The sequence below is a fragment of the Massilia rubra genome, from assembly GCF_011682065.1.
GTDB classification, from domain to species: domain Bacteria; phylum Pseudomonadota; class Gammaproteobacteria; order Burkholderiales; family Burkholderiaceae_D; genus Telluria_A; species Telluria_A rubra.
In genome coordinates this window covers 110,486-130,292 of the sequence record NZ_VUYU01000012.1, presented here as the reverse complement: position 1 = coordinate 130,292, position 19,807 = coordinate 110,486, and the positions used below count along the sequence as shown (strand labels likewise).

The window sequence follows — 19,807 nt, the reverse complement described above, 5'->3', positions numbered from 1 at the left end:
TTAATGATGCCCCAGCATGCACCGTCTATTCTTTTTGCTCTGTACGCAAACGCACCTAAGGCCACGGAGCAACAAAAAGAAATCTTCCCTTCCGTTCTATAAATATTTCTCCGTATAATAAATCGAAGGCCTGCCGCTTGCGCGGCGGCGCCGGCACGGCCAGCACAATCGCATTCTTTATTGAAAGACGCTGATGGAATTGGATACCGCGCATCCCCCCCGACCGCTTCCCGGCGCCGCTGCGGCAGCCTGGGACGCCTGCGCCAACGGCGTGCTGCTGGTCGGCGCCGGCGAGGCCGCGTTCCCCATCCTCGCCGTCAACCCGGCCTTTTGCCGCCTGCAGCGCCGCACCGACGCCGAGTTGATCGGCACCAGCGCGCTGGCGCTTGGCGACGCGCTTGGCGACGCGCCAGGCGACGCCCGGCCCGACAATCCCCTGGCCGCCGCCCTGCATGCGGTGGCCGGCGCGGGCGCGAGCCACACCCTGCTGCTGCGCGCCAGCGCCAGCGCGCCGTGGTGCCGCTGGACCATCAGCGTGGCGCCGGCGGCGGGGGCCGCTGTTGCGCCCCAACTGCTCTGCATCGTCGAGGATGTCACCGAGCTGCAAGAGCAGCAAGCCCTGCTGGCTCACCTGTCGAGCCACGACGCCCTGACCGGCCTGGCCAACCGTGCCCTGTTCAACGAGCGCCTGCAAGCGGCCATGACGCAGGCGCACGGCCGCGCCGGCGGGGTCGCCGTGCTGTGCCTGGCCCTCGATGGCTTCAACCTGGTCAATGAGAGCCTGGGCTACGTGGCCGGCGACCAGCTCCTGATCAGCGTGGCGATGCGGGTGCAAGGCTGCATGCGCGCGCAGGACACCCTGTCGCGCCACGGCGGCAACGAGTTCGTGCTGGTGCTGGCCGACGTGACCGACAGCGCCCAGGTGCATGCCGTGTGCGAGCACATCGTGCGCGTGATCGGCGCGCCCTTCCCGGTGATCGGCCAGAGCCTGCACGCCGGGTGCAGCATCGGCATCGCCCGTTATCCGCAAGATGCCGACGATGGCGTGACCCTGTTGCGCTACGCCGACATGGCGCTGTCGCACGCGCGCGGTCTGGGCGGCAACCAGTTGCAATTTTTCGCGCCCGAGATGAACCAGCGCACCACCGAGCGCGCCCAGATGGAAGCGGCGCTGCGCGTGGCCCTGACCGATGGCCAGCTGCAACTGCAATACCAGCCCATGGCCGACCTGCAGCGGGGCGCCATCTGCGCGCTGGAGGCGCTGGTGCGCTGGCAGCACCCGGTGATGGGCTTGATTCCCGCCGGGCGCTTCATCCCGCTGGCCGAAGCGACCGGGCTGACCGTCGCGCTCGGCTACTGGAGCCTGCGCCGCGCGGTCGAGGACATGGTGGCCTGGCGCGCGGCCGGCCTGCCGCCGGTGCGGGTGGCGATCAACATCTCGCCCAAGCAATTTCGCGACGCCGCCCTGCCCCAGGCGGTGGCCGACGCGCTGGCGCAATCGGGCCTGCCGCCGCTCCAGATCTCGCTCGAAATCACCGAGGCGGCCCTGATGCAGGACCAGCAGGCCAGCGACGCCACCCTGGCCCAGCTCAAAGCGCTGGGGGTCGGCCTGACCCTGGACGACTTCGGCACTGGCTACTCCTCGCTGAACCACCTCAAGCGCTTCCCGCTCGACCTGGTCAAGATCGACTGCGGCCTGACCGGCAATATCGTCACCGGCGCCGACGATGCCGCCCTGGTCAAGACCATCATTTCGATGGCGCACCACCTGGGCATCGAAGTGGCGGCCGAAGGCGTGGAAACGGAAGCCCAGTGCGATTTTTTACGGCGCAATATGTGCGACCAGATCCAGGGCTATTTTTTTGGCAAGCCGTGCGACCGCGACCAGGTCGCCAGCCTGCTGGCCGTCGGCCACGCGGTGCCGCCGCACCTGCTGCGCATCCAGAAGCTGCCGCGCACCCTGCTGCTGGTCGACGACGAGCAGAATATCGTCTCGGCCCTGAAACGCCTGCTGCGGCGCGACGGCTACCAGATCCTGTCGGCCAACAGCGGCCAGGAAGGACTCGATGTGCTGGCCGCCAACGCGGTCGACGTGATCGTATCGGACCAGCGCATGCCGGGCATGATCGGCGCCGATTTTTTGCGCGCGGCCAAGAACCTGTATCCGGACACGATCCGCATCATGCTCTCCGGTTACACCGAGCTGCAATCGGTGACCGACGCCGTCAACGAGGGCGCGATCTTCAAGTTCCTGACCAAGCCCTGGGATGACGAGCAACTGCGCACCCACATCGCCGAGGCCTTCCGCCTGAAGGAAATCGCCGACGACAACGATCGCCTGAACCTGGAATTGCGCACCGCCAACCACGAACTGGCGGCGGCCAACCGGCGCATGGAAGACGTGCTGCGCCAGAAGCAGCAACAGATCACGCGCGACGAAATCAGCCTGAACGTGGCGCGCGAACTGCTGCAGTTCGTGCCGCTGGCGGTCATCGGCCTGGACGACGAGGGCATGGTGGCGTTTGTCAACACCGCTGCCGAGCGCGTGTTCCGCCAGAATGGTGCGATACTCGGCAATGAGGCGCAGATTGTGCTGCCTGAACTGTTTCCCGACGGCCTGGCTCCAAGCGGCAGCCACCAGGTCCACATCGACGGGCGCTGCTTCCAGGTGGTGGCCCATCCCATGGGCGCGAACTCGCAGTCGCGCGGTAGCCTGATCACCATTAGCGCGTGCGAGGAGACGGTATGAGCACTGCAACAACGCCAGTTCAAGACACCATCGGGATCGACGACGCCATCGAAGGCATGGTGCTGGCGTGCGACCTGCGCGACGCCGGCGGCGCCGTGCTGCTGCCGGCCGGCGCCACCCTGGGCGCGGCGGCGCTGACGTCGCTGCGGCGGCGCGGCATCGAACAGCTGCAGGTGGTCGGCAGCGTGAACGCGGCCGACGCGGCGCTCGACGCGGCCGCCTTGCAGGCCGAACGCGAACGCCAGTGCGCGCGCCTCGAGCACCTGTTCCGGCGCTGCCTGAACAGTGCGGCCGGGAGCGCCAGCGCGATGCTGCTCGAACGCCTGCTGGCCTACCGCAGGAGCGCAGGATGATCACGGCGCTGAACGCCTCGATCGACGACGTCGTCAAGCGCATCCGCGACCTGCCCTCGCTGTCGGCGGTGGTGGTCGAACTGCTCTCCTCGATGGACCAGGAAGACATCGATGTGCACGTCCTGGGTGGCAAGATCGCCCTCGACCAGTCACTGACGGCCAAGACCTTGCGCCTGGCGAACTCCTCGTTCTACGGCATGTCGTCCAAGGTCACCACCATCCACCAGGCCATCGCGGTGCTCGGCTTTCACAGCATCCGCACCCTGGTGACGGCATGCGCGGTGACCGGCAGCTTCCCGTCGAACGCGGCCGGCGGCGTCAATTTCCAGGCCTTCTGGCGCCATTCGGTGGCCACCGCCGTGTGCGCCAAGCTGCTGGCGGTGCACCTGAAACTCAATCCCGACACCGCCTTCACGGCCGGCCTGCTGCACGATATCGGCACCCTGGTGCTGGCCACCCGCTTCCCGGCCGAATACGCCGCCATGCTGGCCTACCGCAAGGAGCACGATTGCTACATCATCGACGCCGAGCGCGCCGTGATCGGGATCGACCACGCCGCCGCCGGCGCCGCCCTGGCCGCGTACTGGAAGTTCCCGGCCGACATGCAGGAAGCGGTGGCCAAGCACCACCAGATCGACGCCGGCGGCAAGCCGACGCTGGCGCTGCTGGTGCACGCCGCCAATATCATCGCCACCGCGCTGGACCTGACCGGCGAGGAAGACGACCTGGCGCCGCCGATGTCGCAGGCGCTGTGGGTGACCCTGGCGCTGAGCGAAGCGGACTGCGCCAAGCTGTTCCGCGATACCGAGTCGACCTTTGTCGACATGTGCAAAATTCTCGTCAGCTAAACCGACGAACGCCATGGAGACCGATCCAGATGCACAACCGCGAACAAGCGTTCTCTAACTGCCCTCCCGGCGCCGACGACGGCAGCGCCATCGCCCTGTCGGAACTGCTCGACGGGCACCCGGTGGCCACCTTCGTGATCGACCGCGATCACACCATCACGCACTGGAACAAGGCCTGCGAGCACCTGCTCGGCTGGAGCACGGAAGCGATGATCGGCACGCGCAATCACGGCGTGGCGTTTTACGCCCACGAGCGGCAGATGCTGTCGGACATGATCGTCTCGGGCGACGGCGATGGGCTCGGCGCGCACCGCCAGTCGGCCCTGATTCCCGGCGCGTACGAGACCGAAGGCTTTTTCGAAAACCTGGGCGTCGGCGGGCACTGGCTGCACTTCACCGCCGCGCCCCTGCGCGACGCCTCCGGCCAGGTGGTCGGCGCGATCGAAACCATGCGCGACGTGACCGAGCGGCGGGTCGCCGAAAACGCCCTGCGGCGCGCCCACGACAACCTCGAACACCTGATCGAAAAGCGCACCGCGCAGCTGGCCGAAGCGAACGAACGGCTCGAAGACGACCTGCGCCAGCGCCAGATCGCCGACGCCGAACTGCGCGCCAAGCACCTGGCCCTGACCGAACTGAACGCCAAACTGTCGATGGCCCAGGAACAGCTGGTGCAGTCGGAAAAACTGGCCTCGATCGGGCAACTGGCGGCCGGCGTGGCGCACGAAATCAACAACCCGATCGGCTATATCTTCTCCAATTTCGGCACCCTGCAAAGCTACCTCGACCAGTTGTTCGACATGTTGCACGTGTATCAGGAGGCGGAAAGCCAGGCCAGCCCGGAAACGGCGGCCCGCCTGGCCGCCATGCGCAAGACGCTCGACCTCGATTTTTTGCGCGAAGACATTCCGGTGCTGATGAGCGAATCGAAAGAAGGCATCGTGCGCGTGCGCCACATCGTGCAGGACCTCAAGGATTTTTCCCGGGTCGACGCCAACCAGGACTGGGTCTGGGCCAATGTGCACGGCGGCATCGATTCGACCCTGAACATCGTCTCCAACGAGGTCAAGTACAAGGCCGACGTGGTCAAGCAGTATGGCGCCATTCCCGACATCGAATGCCTGCCGTCCCAGATCAACCAGGTCATCATGAACCTGGTGGTCAACGCGGCGCACGCGATGAGCGAGCGGCGCGGCACGATTACGCTGCGCAGCGGCACCCTGGGCGAATCGGGCGCCGACGGCGAACAAGTGTGGATCGAGATTGCCGATGACGGCAGCGGCATCCCACGCGAAAACCTGTCGCGCATCTTCGACCCCTTTTTCACCACCAAGGCGGTGGGCAAGGGAACCGGCCTGGGCCTGTCCCTGGCCTATGGCATCATCCAAAAACACCGTGGCAGCATCGATGTCGACAGCGAGATCGGGCGTGGCACCACGTTCCGCATCGTGCTGCCGGTGCACCAGAGAAGCACAAGCGAGGAGAGCAGCCCATGACAGACAGCCTGACCGACGATACCGCCCCACCCCCGGCCACCGTGCTGTGCGTTGACGACGAACCGAACATCCTGTCGGCGCTGCGCCGGCTGTTCCGCCCGGAGGGCTACCGGGTGCTGGTGGCCGAGAGCGGCGCGGCCGGCCTGGCCATCCTGGAACAGGAAAAAGTCGACCTGGTCATTTCCGACATGCGCATGCCCGAAATGGACGGCGCCCGCTTCCTGGAACACGTGCGCGAACGCTGGCCCGGCACCTTGCGCCTGCTGCTGACCGGCTATTCGGACGTGTCCTCGATCCTGGCGGCGATCAACCGCGGCGAAATCTACCGCTACATCACCAAGCCGTGGGACGACACCGATATCTTGCTGGTGGTGCGCCACGCGCTCGAACGCCATGCGCTGGAGCAGGAAAAAGAGCGCCTGGAAGTGTTGACCGCGCGCCAGAACGAGGAATTGAAAACCCTCAACCAGAGCCTGGAAGCGAAGGTCGAGATCCGCACCGAAGAGTTGCGCAACTCGCGCGACACCATCCTCGAGACCAACAAAAAGCTCAAGAGCAATTTCATCACGACGATCAAGATCCTGTCGAGCATGATCGAAATGCGCGGCGGCAACCTGGCCGGGCATTCGCGCCGCGTGGCGGACCTGGCGCGGCGCCTCGCCGTCAAGCTCGGGCTCGATGCGAACGCGACCCAGGAAGTGTTCATCGCCGCGCTGCTGCACGATATCGGCAAGATCGGCTTTACGGACGACTTGCTGGCCACGCCGGTCAATTTGCTGGCGGGCGACATGCTGGGCGTGTTCCGCAAGCATCCGCTGCGCGCCGAGCAACTCTTGATGCCGCTCGACGACTTGCAGGGCGTGGCGTCCTTGTTGCGCGCGCAGATGGAGCGCTTCGACGGCGCCGGTTTTCCGGACGGCGTGGCCGGCCCCTTGATTCCGCTCGGCGCGCGCATCCTGGCGCTGGCGTCGGACTACGACAATTTGCAGATCGGCGCGCTGATCCAGCGCCGCGTGCTGGCGCCCGACGCCAAGCAGATCATCTACGACGCCGTGGGCAAGCGCTACGATCCGAACGTGGTGGCGGCGTTCCGCGCGCTGATGGATGGCGACAAGATTGAAAAAATCAAAGACCTGGCCACCATGGCCAAGTACCTGGCGCCGGGCATGACCTTGTCGCGCGACCTGGTCAGCCCGGAGGGCTTGATGCTGCTCTCGGCCGACCACGTGTTAGACGAGCGCCTGATCCAGCAAGTCCAGGATTTTGAAAACAAGAACGAGGTCCGCCTGAATATCTGGGTGTGGCCTGTGCCGGTGAAGGAGGCTTGACATGCGCCGCATTCTTTTGGTTGACGATGAAATCAACGTGCTCAATGCGCTGGTGCGGGCGATGCGCCAGCACATCGAGATTCCCGACTTGCAGATCGAGACCTTCACCGATCCGTTCGATGCGCTCACGCGCTGCGCCGAGGTCACGTTCGACCTGGTCATTTCGGATTACAGGATGCCGCAAATGACGGGCGTGGAGTTTTTGCACGCGATCATGGAAGTGGCGCCCGACACGGTGCGCATGATTTTGTCGGCCTCGACCGAGTTCGAGACGGTGATGAGCGCGATTAACGAGGCGCAGGTGTTCCGCTTCATTCCGAAGCCGTGGCAGGTGGGCGATTTGCGCGAGAATATCCGGCTCGCGCTGGAATACCGCGATACGCTGCACGAACAGCATCAGCTGGCGGACCGGCAACGGGTGCAGGACGGGTCCATGAGCCGCGAAGAACTGGCGATCCGCAAGATGGAGGAAGAGGAACCGGGGCTGCTGAAGGTGAACTGGGGGCCGAACGGCGAGATTATCATGTAGGTGGCGAGGTCCCCCCGCATCGCTCGTTGCCGGCCCCGGCGGCCCGCTGGCGGGAACGACGGCGCAACGGTCAGCGCGCATTGCCGCTACCCCTTCGCGCCCGCCCCCGGCGGCAGCACCGGCAAGCGCACCGTAAACGTGGTCCCCTGCCCCGGCGTGGACGCCACGTCGATGCGCCCCCCGTGCTTGTTCACAATCCCGTACGACAGCGACAAGCCCAGCCCGGTCCCGCTGCCAACCGGCTTGGTGGTAAAAAACGGCTCGAAGATCCGGTTCAAGTGTTCCTGCGCGATGCCGCAACCGGTGTCGCTAATGGCCACCCACACCCAGCCATCTTCGGCCCCGGTGCGGATCGTGATCACGCCTTTTTCCTTGATCGCGTGCCCGGCATTGACCAGCAGATTCATGAACACCTGATTCAGCTGCGACGCCAGGCAAGTGACCTGCGGAATTTGCCCGTACTGCTTGTCCACCGTGGCCTTGTACTTGATCTCGTTCGACACGATATTCAAGGTGCTGTCGAGCCCATGATGCAGGTCGGCTACCTGCCACTCGTTCTCGCCCACATGCGAAAAATCCTTGAGCGCCTGCACGATATCCTTGACCCGCTTGAGGCCGTCCATCGACTCGCGGATCAGGTCGGTCGCATCATCCTGCAGGAAGGTCAGGTCCGCGCTTTTGCCGATCTGGGCAATGCGGCTGCTCAGGGCCGGCGGCGGGCTGTGCCCGGCAATCGCGGCATCGTACTCGCGCACCACCCCGAACAGGGTCGCCACGTACTTCTGCAACGTCCCCATATTCGAATTGACGAAGCCGACCGGGTTGTTGATCTCGTGCGCAATGCCGGCCGCCAACTGGCCGATCGAGGCCATTTTTTCCGATTGCAGCAACTGGTTCTGCGCTTCCTGCAAGCGCCCGATCAGCAACTGCTGTTCCTGGCCCTTGCTGTAGAGCGCCTCTTCCATGGTCTTGCGGATCGTGATATCGGTCAGCGAGCCGATCACTTCGAGCGGCGCGCCCTGCTCGTCGCGGATCAGGCGCAGGGTGTCGTGCATCCACAGGTAAGCCCCGTCGGCCGCGCGGAAGCGGTACTCATAGGCGCGCTGGCCTTCGACGAACACCAGCGCCAGGCTGGAAAAGATGGCCGGCGCGTCGTCCGGATGAATATGATCGAACCAGAAATTGGGATCGGCCACCATGTCCTCGGGCCGGTAGCCGAGCACGTTGTAGGCGTTGTTGCTGACAAAAGTCATCTTGAAGTCACCGCTGGGCACGGTGCAATAGATGATGGCCGGGGTATTGTCGATCAGGTACTGCAAGCGCACCAGCGGCGAAGCGGCATCCGCGGCTGGCGCACGCGCCGCCACCGGCGTGTCGGACGCGAAGGATTCAAATTCCTCGAACTGCATCGCCATGATCTCGATCCCGTGGGAAAGTACTTCAGGCGATTATGACCCAGTATTCATGACCGCGCCAGCATCATCGCCACTGGCCGTACACCGTGCCGTAGGAGGCGGGCGGCCCGGGGTCGTCGAAGCGCGGTTCCGGTCCCGGTTCCGGCGCCGGCGGTTCGAGCCAGGCGCGCGGGTCGACCCGGTAGTACTGCTGGAACTGCTCGTACAGCTCGGCGTGGCGTTCGGCCATCTGCCATGGCTTTTCGAAAAACGTTTCGGTGGCGACCGCGAAAAACTCGGCGGGACTGACCGCGCCATAGTGGTCGAGCACGCTTTGACGGTGGAACATGGCTTCGTGGCGCAGGTTGTTGAAGTCGCGCGAGAGCACCTCGGACCAGTTGCGGTAGCTGCCCGGATGGCCCAGGAAAGGGGCGCCGTTGTTGCTGCCCGATTCGCTGTCGAGCTGGTGCGCGAATTCGTGCAGCACCACGTTCTGGCCGTCGGTCCAGTCGCCGGCGCCGCGCTGGACGTGGTCCCACGACAACACGACGCGGCCGTCGACCCACGATTCGCCCAGAAGTTCCTGGCGCGCCGGATGCACGATGCCGGCTTCGTCGGCATGGTTGCGCGGCACCAGGAAAGCGCTCGGGTAGACCAGGATGGTGTGCAACTTGCGGTACACGCGCGTAAAGCGGTTCAGCAGCAGCAGGCAAGCCTGGCCGGCGATGGTGACGCGGATCTCGTCGTCCATCTCCAGCCCTTCGCAGCCGACGAATTTTTTCTGGAACAGGAATTGCTGCACCAGGCGCTGCAATTGCGCCTGCAGCTCGGGCTGCATGCGCTGATAAATCGGGATATTGCGTTCCAGGATAGCCAGCCAGGCGGGCGGGAACGGCTGGGCCAGCGCGCGCTTGAGGCGCCAGCCGGGATAGCCCATGCCGAGCGCGATTGCCACCACGATGGCGGTGGTCCAGAGCAGCGCTTCCATCTTAGTCCTTGTCGGGTGCGATACGAAAACGAGGGAGCCGCGCCTCGGCGAGCTCCCGCGCGGCGTTGGCGCGGGAGCGGACGGCGCCGGCGTGGCTTAGGCCGCCTTGGCGACGCCGAAGTAAGCGTCGACGGCGTCGGCGTTACCGATCAGCTTGCCGCCGATGAAGACCTGCGGCCAGGTCGACTGGCCCGACACCGCGCGCAGCACGCTGGAATTGATTTTCTGGTCCTGCGAAATCTCGTTGAACTTCAGGCCGTGCGCCTTGAGCGTGGCCTTGGCGCGCGCGCAGTGCGGGCAGCCGGGCTTGGAAAACACCACGACCGGCTCGGGAACCTGCGCGTCGGGATTGACATGGCGCAGCATGGTTTCGGCGTCCGACACCTCGAACGGGTCGCCGTCCTTGTCGGCCTCGATGAACATCTTCTGGATGACGCCATCCTTGACCAGCATGGAATAGCGCCACGAGCGCATGCCGAAGCCCAGGTTTCGCTTGTCGACCAGCATGCCCATGCCCTCGCTGAAGTCGCCATTGCCATCCGGGATCACGGTGATGTTCTCGGCATCCTGGCCGACTTTCCACTCGTTCATGACAAACGCATCGTTGACCGAGATGCAGACGATCTCGTCGACGCCGTTCTGCTTGAACACGGGCGCCAGTTCGTTATAGCGCGGCAAATGGGTGGACGAACAGGTGGGCGTGTAAGCGCCGGGCAGCGAAAACACGACGACGGTCCTGCCCTTGAACAGTTCATCGGTGGTGATGTCTTTCCACTGGTCGTTGGGCCGGGCCTTGAACGTGACATTCGGTACGGGCTTGCCTTCCAGCGATTCTGGCGTCGGTAACATGGCGTTCCTTTGAGTGAGTAAGTGGGACGAGCGAACATCCCCGCACCGCCACAAGTGGGGCTGGTTCGGGGGTTTTCAATTGGGGACGATGACAGAAAAACAGCGGACGTGCCGAAGCACACGCGTCCGGAGCGGAAAGCGTGAAGGACCAGCGGAATAACAAGCGGAACGGCAAGGCCTGAGGGCGGACCGTGCTACGCCGGTCCTGCCTGGAAGATATGACGCTATAGCGCGCGAGCGGCCCCTGCCCCGCAGTCCGTCCGGATGGCGGACGCAGGCGCAGCCGGCGCCGCTCAGCGCAGCATCACGCCTGGTCTTTGGCCGACGGCGCCGCGCCGAACAAGGCGGCGACCAGCGGATCGCGCGCCACCGGGCTGCGATTGACGCGAATGGCATAGTGGGTATCGTCCGCCAGGATGTGGAAGTGACGACCCGTGCCGGCCATGCTCTGCTCGCGCAGGCCCGGACGTTCTTTGCGCGGTGCGGCGCCTTCGCGTTTCGGCTGCACGATCGCGGCCAGGAAGGCCTTGACCCGTTCCGGGTCCGGCGAAATCTGGTACACGGCCTTGCCCAGGTAGGTGGCGGTGCCTTCGATATAGCGCGCCAGTTCGATCACGCCCGCTTCGCGCAGGTCGCGGATGTACTTACGCGCCCCGGACGGCGAAAATTTGAGGAACCAGGCGATTTCGTCGGCCAGCATTTCGTGGGTCGACAGTTCGCCAATCAGCTTTTGCATATTTTCAATGCGACGCTGGGTGGCCGAGGTCGAACGCACGCGCTCGATCGGGGCCATCGAGATCGGGGCGCGCTCTGCCGGCTGGGGCGCGACGCGCTCGATCAGCGAAGAATTGGCGTTGGTATGCAATGTGGTCATTTCGCCTTGGGCCGCATTGTGGTGCTGTGTCGTTGCATGCATGTTGAGTACTCCATGAGAAGAGATTCATTTCGTCCGGATCCGGTACATGTCGTTTGACAGCCTGACAATAATTCGGTTCCGCACAACTGAGTGCAAGATTGCCTGTGCGGACCGCGATGGTCTGTGCGCCATCGAACATTTCGCACAATTTACTTCCTATGATCATCTTTTCATCGTTGCAATTGTGCTGACAGACCCTGCTGTGTGCGTTGGCGTACAGATTCCAACTAAACAAGACCGTATTCTGGGCTCGTTCGCACAAATTCGTGTGTGCAATGACTTCACTGACGTTCAGTCTGGTTGCCGCCGGCACCGGACACATATAAAAGGAAACCACCATGAAAACGACTATCCTGGCAGCACTGCTGGCAATCGCCGGCCTGACCGCATGCGAAAAAACCACTGTTAACCCACCTGCAACGGTTGTTACCCCAACCGTTGAAGTTCCAGTCGCCGTACCTGGCCCGGCCGGCGCTGCTGGCGCAACCGGCGCGACCGGCGCTGCTGGTACCGACGGCAACTCGGGTGCCGCCGGCACCCCAGGCGCTACTGGCGCGGCTGGCACCCCAGGCGCTGACGGCGCCAAGGGCGACCAAGGCAAAACCGGCGGCGACACCGTGATCGTCGTACCGGAAAAAACCAACTAATAGCCCCCGGCTATTGATTGCGCGACATCTCGCGCCGCACCAGGTTCGCCTGGTCCGGCGCGATTTTTCTTGGTACTTGTACAAATTGTTGTATTAAAAAGACAAGACCACTATCACGGTGCGCTATCGAACGGTTGCATTGAACTCCCCCACTTAATCTCAAGTCGAACGTCACACTGCAGCATTTCAGTGATGACAAATCGACTGACCTATCGAATAGGAGTTCCCTGTGAGCAAATTGAGAAAGACGGCCTTGGCGGCGGCACTAGCGTGCGGCGCGTCACTGGCCTTAGCGCAAGACATCAACCCCTCGTGGTACATCCAGCCCAGCGCCAATGCGTTCAGGCCCGACAAGGATTTCGGCGTCGACGAGCGCGACTACGGTGGCGGCCTCAAGATCGGCAAGCCCGTTGCCGAGATGTGGGACGTGCAGATGGGCGTCACCCACGCGCGCACCAAGGAAGGCCTGGCCAACTATCGCCAGACGCTGGTGGGCGCGGACGCGCTGCTGATGCTGTCGCGCCAGAATTTCCGCCCCTTCCTGCTGATCGGCGTCGGCGCCGAGCGCGACCGGGTAGACAATCCGCTGCGCCGGGTCAGCAAGACCTCGCCGTACGCGACCGCCGGCCTCGGCTTCCAACTGGGCCTGACCGACCAATGGTCGATGCAGGCCGACCTGCGCACGGTGCGCGGGCGCCTGCGCGGCGACGAAGCCTTCGGTTTCGACCGCAGCAACAACAAATACCTGACGATCGGCTTCAACTACGCCTTCAACAAGCCGGTTCCGCCGGCGCCGCCACCAGCGCCGACGCCACCGCCAGCACCCACGCCGCCGCCGGAACCGGTCGCACCGCCGCCACCGCCGCCGCCGCCGGCCCGCTTCGAAAAAGTCACGCTGGCGGCCACCGAGTTGTTCGCCTTTAATAGCGCAACCCTCAACGCGGCCCAGACCCGCCTGGACGAGATCGCCGCCGCGCTGTTGGCCGACCCGAGCATCACCGACGTCGACATCACCGGCTACGCCGACCGGCTGGGATCGGAGAAATACAACCTCAAACTATCGGAGCGGCGCGCCAATGCGGTGCGCGACTACCTGGTGGCCAAGGGCATCGACGGCGCGCGCCTGAAAGCCTACGGCAAGGGCGAGGCCAATCCGGTGGTAACCTGCAACGACAAGCGGCGCGCCGACCTGATCAAGTGCCTGGAGCCGAACCGGCGCGTGGAAGTCGAGCAAATCACCATAGAACGACGCGTTCAATAAGAAGGCTGCGGCCTGTTTTGCGGGGGGCGCAGACTCCCCGCGCGAATTTAAGGAAAGTGACAATAATGGAAATCAAGGAATGGGCGCCGTACTCCAAACAACTGGTCAATGTGATGCGCTGCGCGGTCACCGAATGGTTCGCGCACCGCGCCGCCAGCAAGGGCGCGGCGCTGGCGTTCTACACCCTGTTTTCGATGGCGCCGATCCTGGTGCTCGTCATTGCCATCGCCGGCTTTTTCTACGGTGCCGAAGCGGCCCAGGGCCAGCTGATTAACGAACTGCGCGGACTGGTCGGCAAGCAGGGCGCCGAAGCGATCCAGCTGATCCTGGCCGGCGCGCAAAACAAGGAAAGCGGCATCTGGGCCACCGTCATCGCCACCGGCCTGCTGCTGTTCGGCGCCACCACCGTGTTTTCCGAACTCAAGGACAGCCTGGACGAGATCTGGGCAGTGCCGGCCTCGACCGATGCGACCTGGTGGGACATCCTGCGCACGCGCCTGCTGTCGTTCGGGCTGATCCTGGTGCTGGGCTTTTTGCTGATGGTGTCGCTGGTGGTCAGCGCCGCGCTGGCCGTGCTGGAAAAATACATGAACGGGTTATGGAAAGATGCCGCGGTGTTGCTGTCGTGGGTATCGTGGGCGATCAGTTTCCTGGTCATTGCCACCCTGTTCGGCGTGATCTACAAAATGCTCCCGCGCATCAAGCTCTCATGGCGCGACGTGACCATTGGCGCGCTCGGCACGGCGGCCTTGTTCAGCCTGGGGAAGTTTGCAATAGGGCTGTATATCGGCAACAGCGGCGTGGCCAACAGTTTCGGCGCGGCCGGCTCGATGATCGCGCTGCTGCTGTGGGTGTATTACTCGGCGCAGATTTTCTTTTTGGGGGCGGAATTCGCGCGGCAATATGCGCTGCAGTTGGGCAGTTTGAAGCACAAGCCCGATGAAATCACCGGTGGCGGCCAGCAGACCTCGGCGGCGAAGGTGACGCGGATTCGCTGAGCGAAAAATTATCGACATGGCCGCTTCATTTTTTCATAAAAACGGACTACTTGAAAAATTCCTGATTTACAGCATTAGGACTACAAAATCATCGAATCAACTAGTTTTTACGGAAATCGATATAACACGATATATTTGCTCTTATCTACATGCCTCAGAGAATTTTTCCGCTCGAATTTGACCGCCAATAAGATCGTCATAGCCGACATCTAAATCATAGCTCTTCAAGAGATTTTTCTCGGAATTCGAAAACGAATATTGCGTAAAATCTCCATGCAATGCGGGCGGAAGTGCTAGCTCTTCTAATGCATATGTGAAATTTCGCTTGTATGTCGTTTGGAAATTAGAGTGGCCAGCGTTAGCGATCTTTCTTATCGATCCATTAGCACTTTTAGAAAGTCGCTTTACGCACTCTTCAACTTCTTGATAAGCTGCATACCTTAGCTTCTCTCTAGTCAACCCTAAATCACGTAACGCTGCTTCAATGCCGGTCCAGAAAATTGACATTGTCCGTAGCGAGTACTGCGGCAAAAGCGTACAGATCAAAAAAAACATGGCTCCATGATTTCGGAGTTCCAAAGATCTTTTTAGTCGCATCACTTCAAGACTATCCAACGAAAGCTGCATTTTGTTGGCATATCCTTGTATGTTTTTAGTAGCGGTAATGAAGGCTATATCCGGGAAATTTAGCACCAAGCGAGTTAAAAGCCCCACCGCCATTGAAACAGTTGCAATATTTTTTTCATTTTGACAATTTGCCAATAAATGAAAGCAGACTGAATATTCCGTAAAATTAGGATTGTAAATATAGCTCAACGTTTTTTCGTTTATTATGCGCTTTTCCACCAGCGCCTCATCGCGTTGCAACCGCTGGACCAGCCTTATTCTGCACTCGATTTCGTTAGCCCTAGCCGACGCTTCCAACAACGAAACTAATGATATCGGCGATCTTGCAATTAGATTTTTTTCTGCATTCCAGAACCGAACAAATAATACAGGTCGATCTCCCACACTACCATCCGGATTAAACATTACACCACTCGTCACCTCACTACTCCACGGCTTCTCAGCATTCGAATTCTTTTCAATTACAGTATAATAATCCGGCAATCTAATCTGGCGAAGATGATCATAAGTTTTCTTTAAATTATAGAATTGGGTCTCATCATTAAGCGGCACCTTAAGACAAGCCTCTAACTTAAGCAAGTGCTGCATCCCCCAAACTGTAGAAGTGGCATCGATATAGTGCGTATACTCATGTGTTGCAAGCGTAAGCACTTTTGCATATTTTTCATATTGCTGGATGCTCAAACTTTCCGATGAGCACAATTCACTAACCGAAAGATTCGCTGTTTCTTTCGGATTCAAAGAATCTAAGCTGACTGTCAAAGTCCAAAAATCTAAGGAGCCGAGTGTATCGATTTTTGAAAGAAAGCTCCACCGGGAACGTGTTACCGCAATGTCGCAAATCGGCATTTTCAATCCCAGTTCAATTATGAATAATCAAGAAAAAAATCATATTGTCGCTGCAGCTCCGAAATCTCTAAAAGATCGGCGACATAGCTCCCCTTTACACATCAGCGCAGTGTCGAATCGGCAGTTTATGTGGCGACGATAGCGAATAATAGGTAAGAAGGATCAATTTAGTATATAGCTCATCGCTTTTATCTTCATATTAACAATGTAGCAATTCAAGGTGCTCGCGTCTACTACTCATAGCGCAAGGACTCCGCCGGATTGATCCGCGCCGCCCCATAACTCGGATACAAGGTCGCTACGAAGGCCAGCGCCACCGACACCCCGCCAATCATGACGATATCCTGCCATTGCGGGTCCGACGGCACCGAACTGAGGAAGTAAATCTCTTTCGACAGCAGCTTGCTGCCCAGCAGCTTCTCCACCACCGGCATGATCATATCGATATTCATGGCCACCAGCACGCCCGCCGCCACCCCGGCCGCAGTCCCGATCACCCCGACCAGCGCGCCCTGCATCATGAACACCGCCATGATCGAACGCGGCGAGGCGCCCAGGGTGCGCAAAATCGCAATATCGGCCTGCTTGTCGTTGACCTTCATCACCAGGGTGGACACCAGATTGAACGCCGCCACCGCAATAATGAGCACCAGGATCAGGAACATCATGCGCTTTTGCGATTGCAGGGCCGCGAACCAGACCTCGTTCTGGCGCGTCCAGTCGCGGAACATCAGCTCCGGCGGCATGCTGCTGGACAATTGCTGCGCCACTTTCGGCGCCTGGTGCAGGTCATGCAAACTCAGGCGCAATCCGGACGGCAAGGGCAATTGCTCGACCGCGCGCGCATCGTCGATATGCGCCAGCGCCACGCTCGAATCGTAATCGTTGTGCCCTACATTAAACGTCCCCGTCACCGTGAAGACTTGCCGGCGCGGCGTCCAGGCGGTAGCCGCCCCACCCTGCGGCGCCACCAGCAGCGACAATTTATCGCCCACTTTTACGCCCAGCTTGCTGGCCAGTTCGTAGCCGAGCACGATATTGAAGCGGCCCGGCTGCAAATCGTCAAGCTTGCCGTCCTTGATGCGATCGGCGATGCTCGACACGGTTTTTTCGGCCGCCGGCAAGATGCCTTGCACCGCCACCGGGCGCATGGTTTCGTCATACAGCAGCATGCCCTGCAAGGTGACGAACGGCGCGCCGCCGGACACGGCCGGATTGCCGCGCGCCTGCGCCAGCGTCTGCTCCCAATTGCGCAAGCCACCGCGCTCGTCGATGACTTCGATGTGCGGAATCATCGACAGCATGCGCGCCGCCACTTCCTTCTGGAAGCCGTTCATCACCGACAACACCACAATGAGCGCGGCCACGCCCAGCGCAATGCCGCTCACCGAAATGAGGGAAATGACCGACAGCATCGGATTGCGTTCGCTGCGGCGTTGCGCGCTGGTGTAACGCAGGGCGATCTGTAATTCGTAAGGTAAATTAGCGAGCATGTATTCCTAGTATCCTTGTGCTTTCAGGCGGCCGATGTCGGCTTCGCCATCGTCTTGCAGGCGTTTCTTCTCATCCAATTTGTCCATGCCGAGGCTGCGCGACATCGACAGCAGCAGGCTCTGTCCGTGGGCCGGATGTTGCGGCGAGAACTGGTAAACCGGGTCTTCGAAGGCCTTGGCCGGCGACACGATGGTCCAGCCCATGTCCTTGAACATCCCGATCACGTCATCGAGAAACAGCGCGTTGATCAAATTGTGGTGCAGCAGGATGACCTGGGCAATGTCGCGTCCCTGCAGCCGCTGCGACAAGGCGCGGTAGGCCAGCGCGCGCTCGCGCACATGCGCCAGGTAGGCTTTTTTCAGGGGCGCCAGGTCGGCCTTGCTGTTCTTGTCCAAGGTCTCGGCCAGATGTTCGTCGAGGCGCCAGTCGCTGGTGTCGAGGCTGACATACGCATTGCGGTAGCCCTGCGCGGCGAGAAAGTCGCGCATGCCGTCGCGTTTGTCGGGCGTGCTGCCTTCGCGCAGGTAGGTGTAGCGGAACCACTTCTGGTAACCGGGCAAGGTGGCGATGATCTTGTCGCAGTCCAGCACTTCGCGCTGGTATTGCGCCAGGCTGACCTTGGCGTTATCGAGATCCGGATGGGTCATCGTGTGGTTGCCGATGGCGTGCCCGGCCTCGCCCCAGGCGCGCGCCAGCGCATAGCCGGCCGGCTTGTCGGCGCCATTGCCGGCGGTTACGAACAGCGCGGCCTTGACCTGATGCCTGGCCAGCGCGGCGAGCATGGCGTCGTTGCGTTGCTGGGGCGTCAGGCGCGGCGTGGCGTCCAGCGAGGGGCCGTCGTCGAAGGTGAACGCAACCGATTGCGCGCAGGCGGCGCCGGCAAACACGCCGCAATAGAGCACGGCGCAAGCGGCCCGGGCCACGCTGAGCGCAAGATTTTTTAACTGGAGCATGAACAAAGCGCGCTTATGAATTGACGATCTGCAAGCCTAACATACGGCGGCGCGGGCGCAAAGGCATGCCGCCCCGCCGCCGCCGGCTTAGAGCCTATCTCAGTAGATCGGGGGAAGCGGATGGCGACATGCGCGTAGGCGATGCATGGCAAGCGTGGGCAAGGCGCGAGGAGGCCGCATGGCTAGCCATGCAACGACGAGGGTATTCCGAAGGAATACCGAGGCCGCCCACGCTTGCCAGGCGCGCCAGCAGCGACTCCGATCTACTGAGATAGGCTCTTACTCGCCCAGCAGCTCGGCCAATACTTCCATGCCTTCGACCCGTTCGGCCACGACCTTGATCATCACGACAACCGGCACGCCGAGCAGCAAGCCCCACATGCCCCACAGCCAGCCCCAGAACAACAGGCTGACGAACACGGCGGCCGGGTTCATCTTGGCGATCTTGCCGGTCATCCACGTCGCAATGACGGTGCCGACCAGGGTGGCGATGGCGAGCGAGGCGCCGGCCACCAGCAAGGTCATTTCCAGCGATTCGAACTGCATGAAGGCAACCAGGGCGGTCAGCGCGGTGATCAACAGCGGGCCGAAGTACGGCATGATGTGCATCAGGCCGGCGAAAATCGCCCAGGCGCCCGCATTTTCGAGCCCGATGGCGCTCAGGGCGACCCACATCAGCAGCGCCAGCAAGGTATTGGTGACCAGCAGCATGAACATATAGTTCTGGATCGAGGTATTGATGTCGTCCAGGATATGCACGGTCACTTTCTTGCGGCTCAGCGACGGCCCGGTCAATTTGACCAGCTTGCGCTTGAAGGTATCTCCCGCAAGAAGCAAAAAGAACACCAGGAACACCACCATCGTCGCTTGCGTGACGAAACCGATGAAGCCCATCGAGCCGGCCAGCACCCAGTCCATGATCTTGAAACTGCCGCCGGCGGCGGCCGCGGCCGGCATCGCCTTGCGCGCCGCCGACTTTTGCCCGCCCACGCTGGAGGTGGCTTGCTCGATCTGGGAGGCGGCGGCCTGCATCTGCTGGATCGTGCTCGGCTGTCCACCGCTGGCGCGGGTCAGGATGCGCGTGACCTTCTGCGTAATGGTCGGCAATTCGTCGATGATGTTGAAAAACTCGCCCTGCACCCGGTTCAGCACCCCGCCCATCAACACCAGGATGACGACCGTGACGATGGTGGCGCCGAAGGCGCGCTTGACGTGCATGCGCCGTTCGAGAAACAGGACCAGCGGGTTGAGCGTGTAGGCGATAAAGATCCCGAGCAAGAGCGGGACCAGGAATTTTTGCGCCCACTGCAGCGCGTAGACAAAGGCAATCGTCGCGATGATGCCCAGCGCCAGCCCGCGCGCATTGACATGGATCGGGATGCGCAGCGCCTGCGCAGCGGTGGCGGTGAGTGGATCGTGATGCTCCGCGCCGGCATCGGCGGGGGGTGCCTTGACGGCGACGCTCTCGGTGGCCGGAGCGGGGTTTTCATTGGCGGGTGCCGGAATCGGATCTGCAAGCTGCATAAAA

17 protein-coding genes are annotated in these 19,807 nt (G+C 61.8%); 9 read left to right on the top strand and 8 right to left on the bottom strand.

What is annotated here, in order from left to right; genetic code table 11:
* Positions 1 to 193 precede the first annotated feature (193 nt).
* From F0185_RS18945 to F0185_RS18920, 6 genes are read left to right on the top strand one after another with little or no spacing between them, the layout of a single operon-like run.
* On the top strand, positions 194 to 2,749 hold the full coding sequence (locus F0185_RS18945; protein WP_167226994.1) for an EAL domain-containing protein: 2,556 nt from the start codon (positions 194 to 196) through the stop codon (positions 2,747 to 2,749).
* Positions 2,746 to 3,102 (top strand): hypothetical protein, encoded by a 357-nt coding sequence (locus F0185_RS18940; protein WP_167226992.1) that lies wholly within the window; start codon positions 2,746 to 2,748, stop codon positions 3,100 to 3,102. Before F0185_RS18945 ends, F0185_RS18940 begins: the two co-directional genes overlap by 4 nt.
* The gene (locus F0185_RS18935; RefSeq protein ID WP_167226990.1) at positions 3,099 to 3,950 is read left to right on the top strand and encodes an HDOD domain-containing protein; all 852 of its coding nucleotides are present in this window, start codon (positions 3,099 to 3,101) and stop codon (positions 3,948 to 3,950) included. Before F0185_RS18940 ends, F0185_RS18935 begins: the two co-directional genes overlap by 4 nt.
* Before the next feature lie 29 nt (positions 3,951 to 3,979).
* Positions 3,980 to 5,446 carry a PAS domain-containing sensor histidine kinase gene (locus tag F0185_RS18930; RefSeq protein ID WP_167226988.1) on the top strand — a complete coding sequence of 489 codons (1,467 nt, stop codon included), beginning with the start codon at positions 3,980 to 3,982 and terminating at the stop codon, positions 5,444 to 5,446.
* Positions 5,443 to 6,774 carry a response regulator c-di-GMP phosphodiesterase, NosR family gene (gene nosR / locus F0185_RS18925; protein ID WP_167226986.1) on the top strand — a complete coding sequence of 444 codons (1,332 nt, stop codon included), beginning with the start codon at positions 5,443 to 5,445 and terminating at the stop codon, positions 6,772 to 6,774. The genes F0185_RS18930 and nosR overlap by 4 nt, the downstream gene beginning before the upstream one ends.
* Position 6,775: 1 nt before the next feature.
* Positions 6,776 to 7,303 (top strand): response regulator, encoded by a 528-nt coding sequence (locus tag F0185_RS18920; protein ID WP_167226984.1) that lies wholly within the window; start codon positions 6,776 to 6,778, stop codon positions 7,301 to 7,303.
* A gap of 86 nt (positions 7,304 to 7,389) precedes the next feature.
* On the opposite strand, the gene F0185_RS18915 is transcribed toward F0185_RS18920, so the two are convergent.
* The 4 genes from F0185_RS18915 to F0185_RS18900 form a co-directional block, all read right to left on the bottom strand.
* Entirely contained in the window at positions 7,390 to 8,712 is a 1,323-nt protein-coding gene (locus tag F0185_RS18915) for an ATP-binding protein (protein WP_167227119.1), read from the bottom strand.
* Between the two features lie 70 nt (positions 8,713 to 8,782).
* Positions 8,783 to 9,685 (bottom strand): M90 family metallopeptidase, encoded by a 903-nt coding sequence (locus tag F0185_RS18910; RefSeq protein WP_167226982.1) that lies wholly within the window; start codon positions 9,683 to 9,685, stop codon positions 8,783 to 8,785.
* A 96-nt stretch (positions 9,686 to 9,781) separates the two neighbouring features.
* Positions 9,782 to 10,534, bottom strand: coding sequence for a glutathione peroxidase (locus F0185_RS18905; protein ID WP_167226980.1), 753 nt, complete (start codon positions 10,532 to 10,534; stop codon positions 9,782 to 9,784).
* Between the two features lie 304 nt (positions 10,535 to 10,838).
* Complete coding sequence (locus tag F0185_RS18900; RefSeq protein ID WP_229421934.1) at positions 10,839 to 11,450, bottom strand: winged helix-turn-helix domain-containing protein; 612 nt, start codon at positions 11,448 to 11,450, stop codon at positions 10,839 to 10,841.
* 338 nt (positions 11,451 to 11,788) lie between these two features.
* On the opposite strand from F0185_RS18900, the gene F0185_RS18895 reads away from it, so the two are divergent.
* From F0185_RS18895 to F0185_RS18885, 3 genes are all read left to right on the top strand, one after another.
* Positions 11,789 to 12,097, top strand: coding sequence for a collagen-like protein (locus F0185_RS18895; protein ID WP_167226979.1), 309 nt, complete (start codon positions 11,789 to 11,791; stop codon positions 12,095 to 12,097).
* A gap of 229 nt (positions 12,098 to 12,326) precedes the next feature.
* Positions 12,327 to 13,358 (top strand): OmpA family protein, encoded by a 1,032-nt coding sequence (locus tag F0185_RS18890; protein WP_167226977.1) that lies wholly within the window; start codon positions 12,327 to 12,329, stop codon positions 13,356 to 13,358.
* A 65-nt stretch (positions 13,359 to 13,423) separates the two neighbouring features.
* Positions 13,424 to 14,356 carry a YihY/virulence factor BrkB family protein gene (locus tag F0185_RS18885; RefSeq protein WP_167226975.1) on the top strand — a complete coding sequence of 311 codons (933 nt, stop codon included), beginning with the start codon at positions 13,424 to 13,426 and terminating at the stop codon, positions 14,354 to 14,356.
* A 141-nt stretch (positions 14,357 to 14,497) separates the two neighbouring features.
* Here the strand turns inward: F0185_RS18885 and F0185_RS18880 are convergent, their stop codons facing one another.
* From F0185_RS18880 to F0185_RS18865, 4 genes are all read right to left on the bottom strand, one after another.
* Positions 14,498 to 15,838, bottom strand: coding sequence for a hypothetical protein (locus F0185_RS18880; protein WP_167226973.1), 1,341 nt, complete (start codon positions 15,836 to 15,838; stop codon positions 14,498 to 14,500).
* A 227-nt stretch (positions 15,839 to 16,065) separates the two neighbouring features.
* A complete protein-coding gene (locus F0185_RS18875) occupies positions 16,066 to 17,325 on the bottom strand; it encodes a lipoprotein-releasing ABC transporter permease subunit (protein WP_167226971.1) in 1,260 nt (419 codons plus the stop codon).
* Positions 17,326 to 17,331: 6 nt separating this feature from the next.
* Positions 17,332 to 18,279 (bottom strand): polysaccharide deacetylase family protein, encoded by a 948-nt coding sequence (locus F0185_RS18870; protein ID WP_167226969.1) that lies wholly within the window; start codon positions 18,277 to 18,279, stop codon positions 17,332 to 17,334.
* Between the two features lie 279 nt (positions 18,280 to 18,558).
* Positions 18,559 to 19,803, bottom strand: a complete 1,245-nt coding sequence (locus tag F0185_RS18865; RefSeq protein WP_167226967.1) for an AI-2E family transporter — start codon at positions 19,801 to 19,803, stop codon at positions 18,559 to 18,561.
* Positions 19,804 to 19,807: the final 4 nt, after the last annotated feature.